The sequence below is a fragment of the Sphingobium sp. genome, from assembly GCF_035511395.1.
Taxonomy (GTDB): Bacteria; Pseudomonadota; Alphaproteobacteria; order Sphingomonadales; family Sphingomonadaceae; genus Sphingobium.
Window position 1 is genome coordinate 1 of sequence record NZ_DATKFP010000075.1, and the last position, 18316, is coordinate 18316.

General features: G+C 64.1%; 15 protein-coding genes and 1 tRNA gene. 10 read left to right on the plus strand and 6 right to left on the minus strand.

Annotated features, from left to right (window positions below; translation table 11 throughout):
• The first annotated feature begins 448 nt into the window (after positions 1-448).
• From VMR39_RS04410 to VMR39_RS04420, 3 genes are all read left to right on the plus strand, one after another.
• The gene (locus tag VMR39_RS04410) at positions 449-802 is read left to right on the plus strand and encodes a hypothetical protein (RefSeq protein ID WP_325414743.1); all 354 of its coding nucleotides are present in this window, start codon (positions 449-451) and stop codon (positions 800-802) included.
• 3 nt (positions 803-805) lie between these two features.
• Positions 806-1348, plus strand: coding sequence for an ImmA/IrrE family metallo-endopeptidase (locus VMR39_RS04415; RefSeq protein ID WP_325414745.1), 543 nt, complete (start codon positions 806-808; stop codon positions 1346-1348).
• Positions 1349-1747: 399 nt separating this feature from the next.
• Positions 1748-1873 carry a hypothetical protein gene (locus VMR39_RS04420; RefSeq protein ID WP_325414747.1) on the plus strand — a complete coding sequence of 42 codons (126 nt, stop codon included), beginning with the start codon at positions 1748-1750 and terminating at the stop codon, positions 1871-1873.
• Positions 1874-1964: 91 nt separating this feature from the next.
• Here the strand turns inward: VMR39_RS04420 and VMR39_RS04425 are convergent, their stop codons facing one another.
• A complete protein-coding gene (locus tag VMR39_RS04425) occupies positions 1965-3017 on the minus strand; it encodes a hypothetical protein (protein WP_325414749.1) in 1053 nt (350 codons plus the stop codon).
• A 262-nt stretch (positions 3018-3279) separates the two neighbouring features.
• Positions 3280-3369 (minus strand) — tRNA-Ser (locus VMR39_RS04430).
• A gap of 124 nt (positions 3370-3493) precedes the next feature.
• Between VMR39_RS04430 and hspQ the strand changes: the two genes are divergently transcribed.
• The 3 genes from hspQ (at position 3494) to VMR39_RS04445 (ending at position 6630) form a co-directional block, all read left to right on the plus strand.
• Entirely contained in the window at positions 3494-3865 is a 372-nt protein-coding gene (gene hspQ, locus VMR39_RS04435) for a heat shock protein HspQ (protein ID WP_325414751.1), read from the plus strand.
• Complete coding sequence (locus VMR39_RS04440; protein ID WP_325414753.1) at positions 3822-4580, plus strand: GDSL-type esterase/lipase family protein; 759 nt, start codon at positions 3822-3824, stop codon at positions 4578-4580. The genes hspQ and VMR39_RS04440 overlap by 44 nt, the downstream gene beginning before the upstream one ends.
• A 109-nt stretch (positions 4581-4689) precedes the next feature.
• Entirely contained in the window at positions 4690-6630 is a 1941-nt protein-coding gene (locus tag VMR39_RS04445) for an OPT family oligopeptide transporter (protein ID WP_414712457.1), read from the plus strand.
• Between the two features lie 247 nt (positions 6631-6877).
• On the opposite strand, the gene VMR39_RS04450 is transcribed toward VMR39_RS04445, so the two are convergent.
• The 3 genes from VMR39_RS04450 to VMR39_RS04460 all read right to left on the minus strand — a co-directional run bounded on the left by VMR39_RS04450 (position 6878) and on the right by VMR39_RS04460 (position 10580).
• The gene (locus VMR39_RS04450; protein ID WP_325414757.1) at positions 6878-7174 is read right to left on the minus strand and encodes a hypothetical protein; all 297 of its coding nucleotides are present in this window, start codon (positions 7172-7174) and stop codon (positions 6878-6880) included.
• 197 nt (positions 7175-7371) lie between these two features.
• Positions 7372-10074 carry a phosphoenolpyruvate carboxylase gene (gene ppc, locus VMR39_RS04455; RefSeq protein ID WP_325414759.1) on the minus strand — a complete coding sequence of 901 codons (2703 nt, stop codon included), beginning with the start codon at positions 10072-10074 and terminating at the stop codon, positions 7372-7374.
• 71 nt (positions 10075-10145) lie between these two features.
• Complete coding sequence (locus tag VMR39_RS04460) at positions 10146-10580, minus strand: cytochrome C (protein ID WP_325414761.1); 435 nt, start codon at positions 10578-10580, stop codon at positions 10146-10148.
• 123 nt (positions 10581-10703) lie between these two features.
• On the opposite strand from VMR39_RS04460, the gene VMR39_RS04465 reads away from it, so the two are divergent.
• The 4 genes from VMR39_RS04465 (at position 10704) to VMR39_RS04480 (ending at position 16642) form a co-directional block, all read left to right on the plus strand.
• Positions 10704-12152 (plus strand): ATP-binding protein, encoded by a 1449-nt coding sequence (locus tag VMR39_RS04465; protein ID WP_325414763.1) that lies wholly within the window; start codon positions 10704-10706, stop codon positions 12150-12152.
• On the plus strand, positions 12152-12616 hold the full coding sequence (locus tag VMR39_RS04470; protein ID WP_325414765.1) for a low molecular weight protein-tyrosine-phosphatase: 465 nt from the start codon (positions 12152-12154) through the stop codon (positions 12614-12616). Before VMR39_RS04465 ends, VMR39_RS04470 begins: the two co-directional genes overlap by 1 nt.
• Positions 12617-12719: 103 nt before the next feature.
• Positions 12720-15839: a glycoside hydrolase family 2 protein gene (locus tag VMR39_RS04475; RefSeq protein WP_325414767.1), complete on the plus strand. Its 3120-nt coding sequence runs from the start codon at positions 12720-12722 to the stop codon at positions 15837-15839.
• A gap of 53 nt (positions 15840-15892) precedes the next feature.
• Positions 15893-16642, plus strand: coding sequence for a FadR/GntR family transcriptional regulator (locus VMR39_RS04480; protein ID WP_325414769.1), 750 nt, complete (start codon positions 15893-15895; stop codon positions 16640-16642).
• 104 nt (positions 16643-16746) lie between these two features.
• Here the strand turns inward: VMR39_RS04480 and VMR39_RS04485 are convergent, their stop codons facing one another.
• The gene (locus VMR39_RS04485; protein ID WP_325414771.1) at positions 16747-18258 is read right to left on the minus strand and encodes an altronate dehydratase family protein; all 1512 of its coding nucleotides are present in this window, start codon (positions 18256-18258) and stop codon (positions 16747-16749) included.
• Positions 18259-18316: the final 58 nt, after the last annotated feature.

Below are 18316 nucleotides of genomic sequence, written 5' to 3' on the forward strand. Positions count from 1 at the left end.
ATCGCGACGGTTCGACGGAGCGCACGTCCCTCGAACCCCCGCTCCACATCGACGCTACAATCTGCTATTATGGCACACAGACCTGCGGCTGAGATCAGGCCGTTCGAGATCAGGAAATGGGCTTCCCTCCCTCTCCGCCACAACTTTCTAAGTCACGGCTTTCTCGTAACTTTCTGATCGAACGCCGCTTTCACAGCCCTTGTGCTACAAAGCGGTGCTCTGTGGAATACACAGGGCGCGCACGGTCGCCGACGGAAGGCTTCGGTTCGTTCGCCGCAGAGCGATTGCATTCTTCGCACATTTGCCTAAAGTCCTCGCGGGTTTATGCGACCAACCCACATCGAAATTTTTTTAACCCGCGTGGTTGAACGTATCACCCTTTGAGCCTATAGTAAGGTTAATGAGGAGGTTACCCGATTCACGCACAAGGGGAGAAGGGACTGTCAACATGATCACCGAACTCGGAAAGGAGCTTCGCAAAATTCGGATCGATCGGGATGAACGTCTTCTCGATATGGCTGACAAAATTCAGAAATCAGCCGCCTTCGTCTCGGCGGTTGAGGTCGGAAAAAAGTCGCCGCCGTCGGGCTTCGAGGAAATGATCATCCGTGCATACGGCTTAGCAAATGACGCTGCTGACGCACTGCGTTCTGCCGCCGACCGTGCTCGAAAAGCTTTTACGATTGAGCCGAATACCATCCTTGGGAGAGACACCGCAGGCCTCTTGGCACGGCGCATGAATGATCTTTCGGAGGATCAACTTAGGAATATCCATGACATACTGAGCAACAAACAGAGGTAGGAAATGAGTGGGCAAAACTTCATCGTTCCGCCGAGGAACTGGAATGCTATCGAAAAATCGGCCCAGGATTGGCGAGCAGCGTTCAATTTGGAGAATGCCGCCCATACTCCCATCATGGAAATGATGGAAAAAGTCCTGGATCAGACATTGGGCCTCTTCCAGTTTGTTATTGAGGAACGCAGCGTGATGGGCGCTGCTGAGGGATACACCGATCCCAACGGCGAGTTCATCATGCTTCGAGAGGATGTTTATCGAGGCGCTTGGAATGGCGATCCGCGCGATAGATTCACCGCCGCACATGAATTTGGCCATTGGGCAATGCACACCAACGTGCCACTAGCCAGGGCCACATCTGATCGGAAAGTCGAACCTTTCAGATTGAGTGAACCGCAAGCAAACCACTTCGCAAGCTCGCTGCTTATGCCCGCCCAGTTCTTCAGTTTGTGGGATACGCCGCAATCCGTCATGAACCGCCACGGCGTAAGCTACCAAGCAGCGAGCAACCGCATAGACTACCTGAAACGGAAGGGAATGATCACAAAATAAAAGACCCGAGCAATGCTCGGGCCTCAAGTTTCCCTCATCGGGCTCGCAGGGGCTTGCCGGTGAGGGAGCCCTGCACAGGAAACCGAATCGGCCGTGTGACAACGCCGCGTTATAAACATTTGGTTCTCCTGTCAAGGCAAACAGCGCCCCTCGGAGACGTGGCATGGCGACGGGATCACTCCCGGCACCTCCGCCTGGTTACCGCTACATCTTCCGCCCTTGGCGGAAGTGTGCGCACACCGGCAAGGTGCTTTATGCCAAGGCCTTTGGCCTTAAGGCATGGCCTATCCTGGTTCCGGCTTAGTCGGAGCAAGCGCAGCGGCGGGGATTCGTCCTCGCCGCTACGCCCAGCGCCAACGCCCAGCATCTCCATATCTTGAAACCAAACCGGAGAATGACATGAGCAAGGATGAACCGAAAAAGACCGTCTACCGCGATTCCGATAGCGGGCAATTTGTGAAGAAGAATTACGCCGACCGGCACCCGAAAACCACTGAACGAGAGCGTGTCCGCACCGGTCGATAACAATAGCGTCCCGCGCCCCTCGCTAGGGCGCGGGATAATCATCGGCGAAATAGCTTCAACTGATCCAAGGCGGCGGTCAGTCGTATGTCAATCATGTGTGAAACCGAGGAAAAGCCGAGATGGCTTTCGCCAGCACGTCCACAGGCCAATCGCCATATTCTTCACCTACAGTCCGTGGGGCGTGACCTTGAATGGCATCGCGTGCCGCCGGGTCTATTCCAGCTCGGCGAGCAATGGTTTTGAAAAGATGGCGCCACGAATGGTTTGGTTGAACGTGCGGGTCATTGACACCCAACTCTCGAACCCATTTCGCCAACCGCTCTCCAACCTTCTTCGCGTGAGGGTTTCCATCCGAACCGCCACGAGCGCGACTAGGGTCGAAGAATAATGGACCAATGCCGACCCTTGTCACCATTTCCAATATCCCCTGCTCAAGCAGATGGTCATGAATGGGAACCCAGCGCGCCGTCCCAGATTTTGTTGACCCCGCCTCTGGCGTGATTCGTAAGGCCCACACTCCATCGACTTTCGAGAAATCACAGCCGCGTAGCTGGCCAATTTCTCCAACGCGAGCGCCGCTGTAGGCACAAATCCAAGGTATCCATCGACGCGCCCTCGCATGTTCTTCTGAAATGCGACTGAAGCCCCTCTCCAGAGAAGCCTTCAGAATGGTCCGCGCCTCGATAACCGAGAAGCCTCTCTCCCGCAGGCGGACAGTCTTAGGCACGCGAACCGTCACATCCGTTGCGGGATTGACGGCTATTTTGCGGTTCTCGACGGACCATCCCAGCACGACCTTGATGGCGGCGAGGTATACCTCTCGTATCGTCCTGCCCGCAATGCCATCGCGCGCCAAGGCTTCCTTCCAACCGATGATATCGTCTGCCGTGATGAGGTTGGCATCATCGTGTCCAAGGTGACTGATTAGGCTCGCAATCACTGGCCGCCAGCGCTTCATTGTTGCCGGAGACGGCTGCCGTTCCCGTGCATAGCCGTCATACAAGTCCATCAATTTCACCGAAGGGCGAGATTGCCCGACGACCCGGTGCGTAACCGCCTCCACTCCTCTGCTCGTCGGCACCAGTGTCGATAGCGCAAGCTGATAATCGGGAACTGGATCACCTGAACGCACCGCCTCGATCATGGCACGAAATTTTCCAATCACGGGAACAGCAAGGCGGTTCGCATCCGATTTTGAAACACGGCCAAGGCGGCGCGTCAGATTGACCTTCCCGATCCTTGACCGACAATCGCGAGGCACGACGATACGGACTTCGAATCCGCCATCACTGGACCCTCGGATATGAGTCATCAATCGCATTTTTGTAGCACCGCTTTGTAGCACAAGGGCTGTGAAAGCGGCGTTCGATCAGAAAGTTACGAGAAAGCCGTGACTTAGAAAGTTGTGGCGGAGAGGGAGGGATTCGAACCCTCGGTACCCTCGCGGGCACGCCGCATTTCGAGTGCGGTGCATTCGACCACTCTGCCACCTCTCCGCAGAAGGTCCGGCGCTGGGCCGTCCCGGTCGAGGGGCGGCCATTAGCGAATGAAATCACGCTTGCCAAGCCGCCAATCAGGTATTTTTCTTGTGTCGGCGCAACAGAGTCCTAAATTGGTCATATGAGAGACACGATTCAGATTTTCGGCGCCGGCGTTTCCGCTCCGCCGATCGTCCATGCCCGCTTCAATATCGGCGATGTGGTCAAGCATCGCATGTTCGGTTTCCGCGGCGTCGTGTTCGATATCGATCCGGTCTTCGCCAATAGCGAGGAATGGTATGATGCGATTCCCGAACATGCCCGGCCGGACAAGCAGCAGCCCTTCTATCATCTGCTCGCCGAAAATGGCGATTCGAGCTATGTCGCCTATGTCAGCCAGCAGAATCTGGTTGGAGACGACAGCGACGAGCCGATCGACCACCCCGCCATCACCGACATGTTCGGAAGCTATGCAGACGGCAAATATCTCCTGCGCCCGCTCCATCGCCACTAAGCGGTTTTGGGCGCCGCTGGGCGGCAGCCTCGGCGCGCTGCTGATAGCCGGCGCGCTGTCCGCTGCCCCGACGCCGCCGCCCAATGCCGATCCGGTCTTTCCCTTTTCGCGGGAGGTGGAAGCCTTTGCCAAGGCCAATGCCGCCGGACCGCCGGTGCGCGACGCCACGCTGTTCATCGGCAGTTCGAGCATCCGGCTATGGGACATAGCCGGCAGCTTCCATGATATCGGCACGGTCAATCGCGGCTTCGGCGGCGCGACCACGGCGCATGTGCTCCATTATTACAAGCGGCTGCTGCCCCCGGTCGCGCCGCGATCGGTCGTCGTCTACGTCGGCGAGAACGACCTTGCCGCCGGCACTGCGCCCGAAGCGGTCACGCGCGACATATTGGCACTGCTGAAGAAATTGCGCGCCGACTATCCACGCGCGCCCATCGCCTTCCTGTCGCTGAAGCCCAGCCCGATCCGCTGGACGCTCCACCCGAAGATGGAGCAGGTCAATGCCGCCGTCGCCGCCCGTGCAAGGGCGGACGGCTTCGTCTATCTCGACGTCGGCACGGTGCTGCTGGCGGCGGACGGCCTGCCCGATGCGTCGCTGTTCCGCCCGGACGGCCTGCACATGAATGCGCGCGGATATCAGCGCTGGACCGGTCTGGTCGATGCCTGGCTGGACCGTGTCGCTCCGGCACAGGTCAGGGCGGAAAGCGCCTCCTGACCCACTTTCCGATTGATCCACGGCCAAGCAAGATTATTACCAGCCCTTTGATGCGAGCGGAAAGCCGAGGGGACGACAGGTGACGACGGATAGGGATCAGGCCAGCGGGATGGCCGAACTGACGCTACGCGGCGTCATTCTGGGCGCGCTCATCACCCTCGTCTTCACGGCGGCGAACGTCTATCTGGGCCTCAAGATCGGCCTGACCTTCGCGACATCGATTCCTGCGGCGGTCATTTCCATGGCGGTGCTGCGGCTGTTCGCGACCGGCATGATTCTGGAAAACAACATCGTCCAGACCATCGCGTCGGCCGCCGGCACCCTGTCCGCGATCATCTTCGTCCTGCCGGGGCTGGTCATCATCGGCTGGTGGCAGGGCTTCCCTTATTGGCTGTCCGCCTTCACCATCGCGACCGGCGGCATATTGGGCGTGATGTATTCGGTGCCGCTGCGCCGCGCGCTCGTCACCGGGTCCGACCTCCCCTATCCCGAAGGCGTCGCGGCCGCCGAAGTGCTGAAGGTCGGCGCGGGTTCGCGCGAAGGCCTTGAAGAAAACAAGCGCGGCCTTGCCGCCATCGTCGCCAGCGCCGTCGCCGCCGCCAGCTTCTCGATCGTCGCCAAGACCAAGATCATCGCGGAGGAAGCCGCAACCTTCTTCAAGTTCGGCGCGGGCGCGACCTCCGTCTCGACCAGTTTCTCCATGGCGCTGATCGGCGTCGGCCATCTGGTCGGCCTGTCGGTGGGCGTCGCCATGTTCATCGGCCTGCTGATCAGCTGGACCGGCCTCGTCCCCTATCTGACCGCACCGCTGCCCGCCGGCGCGGACCTGTCCGACATCGTCGGCACCGCCTTCCGCATGAAGGCGCGCTTCATCGGCGCGGGCACGATCGGCGTGGCGGCGATCTGGACCCTGCTCAAGATCCTTGGCCCCATCGTCAGCGGCATCCGGTCCGCGCTGGCCGCCAACGCCACGCGCAAGTCGGGCAATGCCGCCAGCCTCGACATTACCGAGCGCGACCTGCCGATCGGCATCGTCGGTGGCACCATCCTGGCCGCGCTGCTGCCAATCGGCGTGCTGCTCTGGATCTTCGCGCAGGGCGGACCGATCGCCGCCAATCCGATCCCTGTGATCGGCTTGACGCTGGCCTATGTGCTGGTGGCGGGCATCGTCATCGCGTCGGTCTGCGGCTATATGGCGGGCCTGATCGGCGCGTCGAACAGCCCGATTTCGGGCGTCGGCATCCTTGCCGTGCTGGGCGCGTCGCTGCTGCTCGCCGCCATCTACGGATCGGGCCATGCCGACCCGTCGCAGACGCAGGCGCTGATCGCCTATGCGTTGTTCACCACAGCGATCGTCTTTGGCATCGCGACCATTTCCAACGACAATCTGCAAGACCTCAAGACCGGCCAGCTGGTCGGCGCGACGCCGTGGAAGCAGCAGGTCGCGCTGGTGCTGGGCGTCATCTTCGGTGCGCTGGTCATCCCGCCGGTGCTGGATCTGCTCAACAGCGCCTTCGGCTTTGCAGGGGCACCGGGCGCCAAGGCGAGCGCGCTGCCCGCCCCGCAGGCCGCGCTGATCTCCGCACTGGCCAAGGGCGTGCTGGGCGGCGACCTCGACTGGAACCTGATCGGCATCGGCGCGGGCATCGGCGTCGTCGTGATCGCGATCGACGAACTGCTGGGCAAGTCGGGCAAGCTGCGCCTGCCGCCGCTTGCGGTCGGCATGGGCATCTACCTGCCGATGGCACTGACGCTGCTGATCCCGGTCGGCGCGCTGATCGGCCATGTCTACAATCGCTGGGCGCTGCGCCAGAGCAACCCGGAATTCGCCGAGCGCATGGGCGTGCTGATGGCGACCGGCTTCATCGTGGGCGAAAGCCTGTTCGGCGTCGCCTTCGCGGGCATCGTCGCGGGCACCGACAGCGACGCGCCGCTGGCGCTGGTGGGTGAAAGCCACTGGGCGGTGCCGCTCGCGGTGCTGATCTTCGCGGGCGTGATCGCGGGCCTCTATGCGCGGTTGAAGCGCTGGGCCTCCGACCCGCTGGCATGAGGCGGGCGCGGGCTTAACTTCGCACATTTCCCGCAGATTTTGACATGATGTTGCGCCGGGCTGATCCTATCGGGCAGTCCGGCGCGACGTGTTCGTGGGGTTATCGCATGAAGGGCGGGATGTAGGACAGGGTTTCTTGGAGTCTGGAAACGACCATTTTTGGTCACTCCGCCATTGTCAGCCCAAGCCCAAAGCCCGCCATTCGTTCAGATGGCAACTCGAAAAACGAATGCCAGACTCTGGTTGGTTAGCGGTCGTCGATCGGAGGACACGTTTTCACAATCGTCACGCATACATGGTCTCCTCCGCAGGAGGCGCCCGCAGCCCAGACATTCGATTGATTGTTAACCGCGATTGCTTCAGCCAGAAAGCTCCACGACTGGAAAGCCCTAGAGATATATCCCGAAGCACGCCCAAAATGACGTTCTTTGGAAAGGAGTTGCGCCCAAGCGAGCACAGCATCCTGCTCGTCAGCAGCATACACCTGAAGGCTGCTCGTCGTGCCGCGAAAGTCTGAGACCACAGTGAAAAGATTCTCGACCATGCAATGATCTAATCCGAATCGCGCTACGTCCGCAACTAGGGCCATTGATGCAGAAAGACCTCTAACCGCATAGCTTCTGCTATCAGTGTTCGTCTCCCCAAAAGCAGCCATTCCGCTACCCACCCCATTCCGTCATTCCCGTGCAGGCGGGGATGACGGAATGGGGAGACGCCTGTCCCCGCCCCCTCTAACTCACCTTAGCCGCTGTTCCGCAGCGCCGTCGCGATCGCGTTGATCGACAGTTCGATGCCTTCCTTGACCCGCGCGTCGTCCTCGCCGGCGCGGTGGCGTTTCAGCAGTTCGACCTGGAGCAGGTTCAATGGCTCGATATAGGGCAGGCGCAGGCGGATCGAGGTGTCGAGCGACGGGCTTTTCTCCAGCAGGCGCGACTGGCCGGTGGCGGCGAGCAGGCCGTCATGCGTTTGCGCCCACCCTTCGCGGATGCGGCCGAAGATCGCCTCGCCCGCAGCCTGATCCTCGACCAGCGGCAGATAGCGTGCGGCGATGCCGAGATCGGACTTGGCCAGCACCATTTCCAGATTGGCGAGCGCGGACTTCAGGAACGACCAGTGCTGCGCCATGTCCGCCAGCAGCGCCTTGTCCTCGAAGGCGGAGAGCGCATGGCCCACGCCATACCAGCCCGGCAGCATGACGCGCGCCTGCGCCCAGCTGAACACCCAGGGAATGGCGCGCAGATCCTCGATCGCGCTGCTCTTGGTACGGCTGGCCGGGCGCGAGCCGATCTTGAGACCGGAGATTTCCTGAATCGGGGTCAGTTCGCGGAAGAATTCCTTGAAGCCGTCCGTGCCGTAGACGAGGTCGCGATAGGCGGCGAAGGCATTCTTCGACAGCTCATCCATTGCGCCTGCGAAGCGGGCGGCGTCCTTCTGCGAAATAGCCTCCGGCTCCAGACTGGCGAGCAGGGTGGCGCTGGTCATCGCCTCCAGATTGGTCATGGCGACGTCGCGCGTGCCGAACTTGGCCGCGATCACCTCGCCCTGTTCGGTGATGCGGATGCGGCCCTGCACGCTGCCCTTGGGTTGGGCCTGGATCGCCTTGAAAGCGGAGCCGCCGCCGCGACCGACCGCGCCGCCGCGACCGTGAAACAGCTGCATCGCCGCGCCGGCATCGGCAAAGACCGGCTCCAGCGCCTGGCTGGCCTTGTACAGCCCCCATGTGGAGGTGATGTAGCCGCCATCCTTGTTGCTGTCGGAATAGCCGATCATCACTTCCTGATGACCGCGATCCTTCACCACGCCGGCGATTTCGGGCAGGCCGAAATAGGCGGTCATGATGCTGGGCGCGGCTTCGAGGTCGGCGATGGTTTCGAACAGCGGGATCGCCATGATCGCGGCCTGCGGCGGCGCGCCGTCGGTGCCTGCCTGCCACAGCCCGGCTTCCTTGAGGAGGATGTTCACTTCCAGCAGGTCCGACACGCTTTCGGCCTTGGAAATGATATAGTGGGTGATGCTTTGCGGGCCGTAGGTGCGATGCGCCTCTGCCGCGGCGTGGACGATCGCCAGTTCGGACGCGGTTTCTTCGCCATAGGCGGAAAAGCGCCCGCCCAGCGGCCGGTTGTTGGCCAGTTCCCGGCGCAGCAGCGCGATGCGCGCATATTCGTCGAGCGCGAGATAGTCCGCCTCGACGCCCGCGACCTTGAGCAGTTCGGCCACGACCCGTTCATGCACGGCGCTGTTCTGGCGCATGTCGAGCGTGGCGAGGTGGAAGCCGAACGTTTCGACCGCGCGAATCAGGCGACCGAGCGCGCCACCGGTCGACAGCGCGCCATCGCCCTCGCTCGCCAGTCCCTGCGCGACGACGACGAGGTCATGGCGCAGGTCGGTGGGGTTGGCATAGGCCTCTCCCCTGAGCGCGGAGGGACGCGGCGGCGCCTTGCCGACCAAGGCGACATAGGTGGCGGCGAGTCGTGCATAGATGCCCGACAGCGCGCGGCGATAGGGTTCGTCCTGCCGGCTGGGGGAGGCATCGCCGCTCGCGTCGGCCAGATCCAGCACCGCCTGCGGCACATGGGCCAGTTCGGTCGAGAGCGAGAGTTCCGCGCCCAGCCGATGGACCCCGTCCATGTAGAAGGCGAGCGCCGCCTCGCACCCCCGGCCCAGCGCGGACCGGAGCTGCGGGGCCTGGACGAAGGGATTGCCGTCCCGGTCGCCGCCGATCCAGTTGCCCACGCGCAGGAAGCTTTGCGGGCGCGCGCCCAGCACCCGTTCCCAACGCGCATATAGCGCCGGCAGGACGGGGAGGAAGATGTCGCGGAAATAGGTCAGGACATTGTCGATCTCATCCTGCACGAACAGCTTTTCCCGGCGCAGCGGGCGCGTCTGCCAGAGGAGTGCAATCTGGCGGAAGATCGCCTCGTCCAGATTTTCGCCCTCGTCGGTTTCGGTGCGGCCGGCATCCTTGAGGTGCATCAGGTCGGCGATGCGATTCTTGTGATCGATCATGCTCTTGCGCCGCACCTCGGTCGGGTGGGCGGTCAGCACCGGCACGATCAGGCTGTGCGACAACAGCTCCAACACGGCGTCGCGGCTGACGCCCTCCGCCTCCAGCTTCGCGACCGCCGACGCGACGTCCGCGCCCGGCTCGGCCGCGACGCCCTGCCGGTCCTCGGCGAGATTGGCGAGCATCGAGAAGAGCATGAAACCGCGCGTGAAATTGAGCGTATCGTCGAGGCTGAGCGCATCGAGGCCAGTGTCGGTCAGGTCCGCGCCCTGAAGCCCACGCGCCCGGTCGACCGAGGCGGAGCGGATATATTCGGTCTGCTTGTAGAGCTTTTCGCCGCCATAGGCACGAATGACGTCGCCCAGCAGGCGCCCCAGATAGCGGATATCGGGATTCTGCGTGATCGCAGGCGCGGATTGGGCTTGTGCTAGGCTCTCCATAATAGTCCGATGCTGCACCGCAACAATCCGGCGGTCAAGGCATGGGCCGGGATATTTATCCGGCCAGTGCGTCAATCCGACTGACGCTGGAGAAAGGCGATGATGTCCGCCCGGTCGAGCGGGTCACCGACGCCCATGAACTGCATGTTGGTGCCGGGTACGACCTGCCGCGGATTGGCGATCCACGCGTCGAGCGTGGCGGCATCCCATCGGCCGGCTTTTTCGACCAGCGCCGCCGAGTAGCCGAACCGGCTGCTATTCCGGCCCATCTGCCGCCCGACTATGCCGTAGAGATTGGGGCCGCCGAAATCGGGCGCGCCTTTGCTTGCCTTGTGGCAGCCGGCGCAGATGCCGAACTTGCGCGCGCCGGCATCGGCATCCGCGACCTTCAGCAGCGCTTCGAGCGAGGGATTGGGACCGGCCGCCCGCAGCCGCTCCTCCCGCCGATCGTCGCCACATGCCGAAAGGGACAGCAGGATGAACGACGCCAATAGGGGAAACCGCAACTCGATGCTCCTTGTGTCCCGCCGTCATAGCGCAGGGGAGAGGGCGGCGGCCAGCGGACCGATTGTCCCAGCATGCCAATCGCGCCCTTGCACTCCCCTGCCCGCTTGGGCCAAAGGGCATAAGTGACCGCCAGCATCAGCATAGGAACAGACGCCCACGGCAATGCCGTCGTCGTCGATGTGGAAGAATTGCTCGCCACCCGTCTGCTCGTCCAGGGCAATTCGGGGTCGGGCAAGTCGCATCTGTTGCGCCGCCTGCTGGAGGAAAGCGCCGCCATGGTGCAGCAGGTGGTGATCGATCCCGAAGGCGACTTCGTGACGCTGGCCGACGAATATGGCCATGTGGTGATCGACGCGGGCGACTATAATGAACGCGAGATCGTGAAGATGGCGACGCGCATCCGCGAACATCGCGCGTCGGTGGTGCTGAGCCTCGACAGCCTCGAACTCGAAGCGCAGATGAAATGCGCCGCGACCTTCCTGTCGACCCTGTTCGATGCGCCGCGCGACCATTGGTATCCGGCATTGGTGGTGGTGGACGAGGCGCAGATGTTCGCGCCGGTCGCCGCCGGCGACGTGTCGGACGAGGCGCGCCGCCTGTCGCTGGCGGCCATGACCAACCTGATGTGTCGTGGGCGCAAACGCGGCCTTGCCGGCGTGATCGCGACCCAGCGCCTCGCCAAGCTGGCCAAGAATGTCGCGGCCGAAGCATCCAACTTCCTCATGGGGCGCACCTTCCTCGACATCGACATGGCGCGCGCGGCCGACCTGCTCGGCATGGAGCGGCGGCAGGCGGAGCAGATCCGCGATCTGGAGCGCGGGCGCTTCCTTGGCCTCGGCCCCGCCATTGCGCGGCGGCCGGTCGCGGTGAAGATCGGCGCGGTGAAGACCGGCACGCGCGGCGGCACCCACAAGCTGATGCCGCCCCCGATCACCACCAGCGAGGATTTTCAGGAACTGCTGTTCGCGAAAGTCGAAGAAGAGGCGCTGCCGCCTCCGCCCCCGCGCGCCGAGCCGCCGCCGCGCCCGGCCGAGGAGATCATGCGCGCGCTGGCCGATACGCCATCCGCCAAGCCCGCCGCGCCCGAACTGGATTTCGGCGAAAATGAGCCGGTGGTCATCGCCGTGCTGGAGGATATCGTCGCGGACCTGGGCGATGCCGCGCCCAGCGTGTCGGCGCTCTATCAGGATTTCGGCGTGCGCTGCCGGATGAAGGGGCTGAAGCGATCCCCGCTCGACCTGCCCGCCTTTCGCAAGCGCTTCGCCATGGCGCAGGCGGGGATGGCGGATGCCGACGATCCCCGCTGGCAGGATGCGATCCGCGCGGCGGAGCCGGTGCCGGAGGATATGCTCGCCCCCTTCCTGCTGATCGCGCGCGCGGCGCTGGACGGGCGGACCTGCCCCGATGACGCAGCATTGGGCCGCGCCTATGGCACCAGTTCACCGGGGCGGGTGCGGCGGCTGATCGACTATATGGAGAAGCTGGGCGTGATCGTCGCGCGCACCGATTTTTCGGGCAAGCGATCGATCGGCGTGCCGGGGCTGGGCCTGTCGACGGCGGCGGCGGATTGATGGGCGCGCCTTCGGTCCTCTTCGTCTGCCTTGGCAATATCTGCCGATCGCCGCTGGCGGAGGCCGCCCTGCGCGCAGAGGCGGAGAAGGCGGGGCTGGACCTGCTGGTGGATTCGGCCGGCACCGGCGACTGGCATGTCGGCAACCCGCCAGACCGCCGCGCGCAGGCGGTGGCGCTGCGCCATGGCATCGACATTTCCGGCTATCGCGGGCGGCAGGTTTCAGCGGAGGATTTCCGCCGCTTCACCCATGTCTTCGCGCTCGACGCGGACAATCTGCGCAACCTGAAGCGCGTTCGCCCGGCGGACGGCGGCGCCAGCCTGCAATTGCTGATGGACCTGGTGCCAGGACGCGAGGGGAGCGGCGTGACCGACCCCTATTTTGGCGACGAGGCCGGGTTCGACGTGACATGGGACGATGTGACACGCGCGGCGAAAGCGATCGTGACGCGACTTTCCAACTGACAGCCTTCACCATGTGAACCATATCGCCGCCTTTTGGGATTTTGGTTGACCAACCCGCATAAGCCCTCCAAACTGGCCTGACCAAATCAGGAGAGGATGCGGCATGCGGAACGGGTCTGACCGAGGGACGATGCGCTGTGCGCTGATCGGCTTCGCCTTGCTGGCGACGGGATCGGCATTGTCCCTGTCTATCTCGGCATCGGTGTCGGCTTATGCCCATGATGCGTCCCGCGCCGTCGCCTCGCCCCGGCAGACCTATAATCTCAACCCCGGCTGGCTGAGCATGACCGGCGACCCGGCCGGGGCCGAGCAGCCCGGTTTCGATGACAGCGGCTGGCGCGCCGTGACGCTGCCCAACGCCTTTAACGAGACGCAGGCCTTTGCCCGCGATATCAAGCAATTGTCCACCGGCATCATCTGGTATCGCAAGCGCTTCACCCTCCCCCGCAACGCGCGGTTGGGCACGGGGGGCGGCAAGGCGCTGCTGGAGTTTGAGGGCGTGCGGCAGGCGGCGGAAGTCTGGGTCAATGGCCGCTCGGTCGCGCTGTCCGAAAATGGCGTCATGGCATTCGGCGCGGACATCATGGCGGCGCTGCGGCCGGGCGGGAATGTCATCGCGGTGCGGGTCGACAACAACTGGAAATATAAGGAGCGCGCGTCGGGCAGTGGCTTCCAGTGGAACAACGACAATTTCAACGTCAACTATGGCGGCATCACCAAGAATGTTCGGCTGCACCTGACCGGCCCGGTCTACCAGACGCTGCCGCTCTTTTCAGGACTGGGCACTACCGGCCAATATGTCTGGGCCGATGCGTTCGACCTGAAGGCGCGCCGCGCCACCATCCATGCCGAAACACAGGTTCGCAATGAGAGCGACCGCGCGCGCGACCTGACGCTGCGGGTGGACATACGCGATCCATCGGGCAAGCGGGTCGCCCGCTATGACGGCGCGCCGGTGCAGGTCGCGCCGGGCGAGACGGCGATGCTGGCCGCCGCGCAGCCGGTGGGCGACCTCCATTTTTGGAGCTGGGGCTATGGCTATCTCTACACTGTCACCACCAGCCTGATCGAGAGCGGCCGGGTGATCGATAGCGTCGATACAAGCACCGGCTTTCGCCAGACTCGCTTCGGCGACGGCATGGTCGAACTCAACGGCCGGGCGATCCAGGTCCATGGCTATGCCCAGCGCACGTCGAATGAATGGCCCGCGGTCGGCGTCTCCATCCCGCCCTGGGTCAGCGACTTCTCCAACGCGTTGATGGTCGAGAGCGGCGGCAATCTGGTCCGCTGGATGCATGTGACGCCGTCGAAGCAGGATATCGAATCCGCCGATCGCGTCGGGTTGATGCAGGCGATGCCGGCGGGCGACGCGGAAAGCGACACCAGCGGCCGGCGCTGGGAGCAGCGCAAGGAAGTGATGCGCGACGCGATCCTCTACAACCGCAACAACCCGTCGATCCTCTTCTACGAGGGCGGTAACGAAAGCATCAGCGAGGCGCATATGGCCGAGTTGAAGGCGATCCGCGACCAATATGACCCGCATGGCGGGCGGGCGATCGGATCGCGGGAGATGCTGGACAGCAAACTCGCCGAATATGGCGGCGAGATGCTCTATATCAACAAGAGCGCGAAGCATCCGATGTGGTCGATGGAATATTCGCGCGATGAAGGGGCGCGGCTCTATCAGGACGAACTGACACCGCCCTTCCACAAGGATGCGCCCGACTATAACCGCAACCAGGACAGTCATGCGATCGAGGATGTCCGTCGCTGGAACGACTATTATCAGGCGCGGCCGGGCACGGGAACGCGGGTCAGTTCCGGTGGTGTCAACATCATCTTCAGCGACAGCAACACCCATTTCCGTGGCGACAATAATTATCGCCGGTCGGGCGAGGTCGACGCGGTGCGCATCCCCAAACAGGGTTTCTACGCGCACAAGGTGATGTGGAGCGACTGGGTCGACAGCGTCACCCCCGCCACCCATATCATCGGCCACTGGAGCTATGCGCCCGGCACACGCAAGGATGTGACGGTCGTGTCCAATGGCGCGGCGGTGGAACTGTTCGTCAACGGCCGGTCGCTGGGCAAGGGGGAACGGAGCGACACGTTCCTGTTCCGCTGGAAGGATGTGGCGTTCGCGCCGGGGACGCTGCGCGCGGTGGCGACGCATAACGGTGGGGAGACATCGGAAGCCAGCCTCGAAACGGCCGGTCCGGCGGTGGGGCTGAAACTGACGCCGCATGTGTCGCCGCGCGGCTTCGTCATGGACGGGGCGGATATTGCGCTGGTCGATGTCGAGGCGGTCGATGCCAGGGGTCGGCGCGTTCCGGTCGACAACCGGATGCTGCATTTCACCCTTGATGGCCCGGCGCTGTGGCGCGGCGGCATCGCGCAGGGCGATTCCTCCGGCAAGCGGCGCGCCCGCGAAACCACGGGCGAGGCTGTGGTGACCAAGGCACACGCCGTCGATGGCACGACCAGCTATGCCGGGACGGCGCGGGAGGAGGATAATCATGTCCTGTCGCAGGATCTACCGCTGGAGGGCGGGATCAACCGGGTGCTGCTGCGTGCGGGGACGAAGGCTGGAACGGTCGGGCTGACCGTAACGGCCGAAGGACTGCCGCCCGCCCGCCTGTCGATCGCGGGCAAAGCGGTGGCGCCGGCGAAGGGCGGGCTGTCGGCGGATTTTCCGGAAGCGCATCAGCCCGGTTCGCTGGCGCGCGGGCCGACACCGGAGGGGCAATCCTTCCGGCCGCACCGCACGACCCATCTGCCGCAAGGCGTCACGGCCGGCTCCGGCCAGGCGGAGGCGGGACACACGCTGGACGACAATGAACTGACCCGCTGGTCGAGCGACGGACAGCCGGGCAACGCCTGGATCGACTATCGCTTTTCCGGGCCGGTGGAACTGAACGCGGTCGACCTGAAGCTGGTGGGGTGGCGATCGCGCGCCTATCCGCTGGAGATCAGCATCGACGGCAAGACGGTGTGGCAGGGCATGACCGATCGGTCGCTTGGCTATGTGACGCTGGATTTCCCCGCGACGACCGGCTCCACCCTGCGCATCCGCCAGACCGGCGCGGTGGCGGACAAGGATGCCTTCGGCAAGGTCGTGGAACTGAACAATGCCAAGGCGGCCGGAGATACCGGCGCCGACACCGTTCCGCCGGGCTGGCATATGGGCATTGTCGAGGCGGAGTTCCACGGGCCGGTGCGTTGACCGCTATTTGGTAAGGCCTTATCCTTGATGCGGTAATGCCAAAGGAACTGGTCATGACCGGGCGGGGACAGGAACGACTTTATCAGGATCTGGCGCGCGCGCTGCTGGAGGAACTGGCGGCCGGCCGCTATCCCGTCGGCGCGCGGCTGCCCGCCGAACGCGAACTGGCGCAGCAGCATGGCGTCAGCCGGCCGACCGTGCGCGAGGCGATCATCGCGCTGGAGGTGCAGGGGCTGGTCGAGGTGCGGATCGGTTCGGGCGCCTATGTCGTGCGTCTGCCGGGCAAGGAGGATGTGCCCGGCTTCAACATCAGCGCGATCGAACTGACCGAGGCCCGCCTGCTGTTCGAGGGGGAGGCGGCGGCATTGGCTGCGACCCAGGTGACGGACGAGGAACTGGTCGAGATCGAGGCGCTAGTTGCCGCGATCGCGCGGGAGAATCTCGATCCGGCCGGATCGGTGCAGGCCGATCGCGCCTTTCACCTGGCGATCGCGCGCGCGACCCGCAACCAGGCGGTGTATGAGGCGGTCGAACAACTCTGGCGGCTGCGCGACACGTCGCCCGAAGCCTCGCTGCTGCACCAGAAGGCGCGGACCGCCAATTTCAAGCCGGTGGTCGACGAACATAGTGCCGTGTTGCAGGGGCTGAAGGACCGCAACCCCACCGTCGCGCGCGCGGCGATGCGGGCGCATCTGTCGGCCGTACTCGACAGCCTGCTCTTTGCCACCGAGCAAAAGGCGGTCGAGGAAGCACGCCGCGCGATCCAGGCCAAGCGCGACCGTACGGCCCGCGTCACGGCCTGAGTGACAATCTCCGTTCGTGTCGAGCTTAGTCGAGACGCGGGCGCGTGAAACTTCTCGACTTCGCTCGAAGCGAACGGATTTGGGAATAAAACTCCAAAGGAGCTTCAGAGCGTCACGCCGCGCTTCCAGATGGCGATGTCGCGTTCGCCATTGGCTTCGTTGCGCGCCGGCTCGCCCGACGCGATAGCGCAGATGCGGGCCATCAACGCTTCGGCGGCGGCATCCAGCCCCTCGTCCAGCACCATCGCCGCGTCGAAGTCGATCCAGCCGGGCTTGCGTTCGGCCAGATCATGGTTGGTCGCGAGCTTGAGCGTCGGCACCGGGCTGCCCAGCGGCGTGCCGCGCCCTGTGGAAAAGAGGGTGATGGTCGCCCCCGCCGCCGCGAGCGCCGTGGTCGATACGGCATCGTTCCCCGGCGCCTCCAGCAGCGACAGGCCCGGACGGCGCAACCGTTCGCCATAGGCCAGCACATCGGTCAGGGTCGCAAGCCCGCCCTTCTGCACCGCGCCCAGCGACTTTTCCTCCAACGTGGTGATGCCACCCGCTACATTGCCGGGGCTGGGATTTTCGGAAATCGGTTCGCCATGGTCGATGAAATAACGTTTGAAGCGGTTCACCAGTGCGACAAGATCGTCGAATACGGCGCGATCCGTGGCGCGCTGCATCAGCAGCCGTTCGGCGCCGAAGATTTCGGGGATCTCGGTCAGGATCGCCTGCCCGCCCGCCGCCGTCACCATATCCGCGATGCGACCGATCAAGGGATTGGCGGTGAGGCCCGAGAGCCCGTCCGACCCGCCGCATTTGAGGCCGATGCGCATGGCGCTGAGGTCCACCTCCTCGCGCTGGTCGCGGGCGGCGATCGCGACCAGTTCGTCGATCGCCTCGGCCGCAGCATCATACTCGTCCGCGCTCATCTGCGCGCCGACGGTGCGGATGCGCGCGCGACGCGCTTCAGGGACGCGCTCCAGCAGCGCGGCCAGCTGATTTTCCTCGCAACCCAGCCCCATCAGCAGCACGCCGCCGGCATTGGGGCTGCTCGCCAGCGCCGCCAGCAGGCGCGCGGTGCCGTCCAGATCATCACCCAGTTGCGAACAGCCCAGCGGGTGCGGGAAGGCGACAACGTCATCGACAATGCCGGCATGCGTTTTCGCGGCACGCTGCGCCACGCGTTCGGCGGTGCGGGCGACGCAGCCGACGGTCGGGATCACCCAGATTTCGTTGCGCGTGCCGACCGACCCGTCGGCGCGGCGATATCCCTGGAAACGCCACTCACCCGGCGCGCGCTGCGCCCGCGCGGCGATCGGCGCATAATCATAAGGCTCCTCGGCCTTCAGATTGGTGACGAGATTGTGGCTGTGGACATGCTGGCCCGCTGCGATGGCGCGCGTCGCCGTGCCAATCGGCCAGCCATAGCGGTTGACCGGCTCGCCCGCCGCGATCGGCCGCAGCGCCACCTTGTGCCCGCGCCCGATCGGTTCCGCGATGCACAGATCGATGCCGCCGACATATACTGTTTCCCCGGCCTCCAGCGCGCGCAGGGCGACCGCGACCTGATCCTCCGGGGCGATCTGCACAGCGTCGGGGAGCGCGGGTCTTGTCATCGAAAGCGTGTTCATGATCGCCGAATAGCATTTATGCCACCGGTGGCACAAGTGGCACCGGATGCGACAGGGC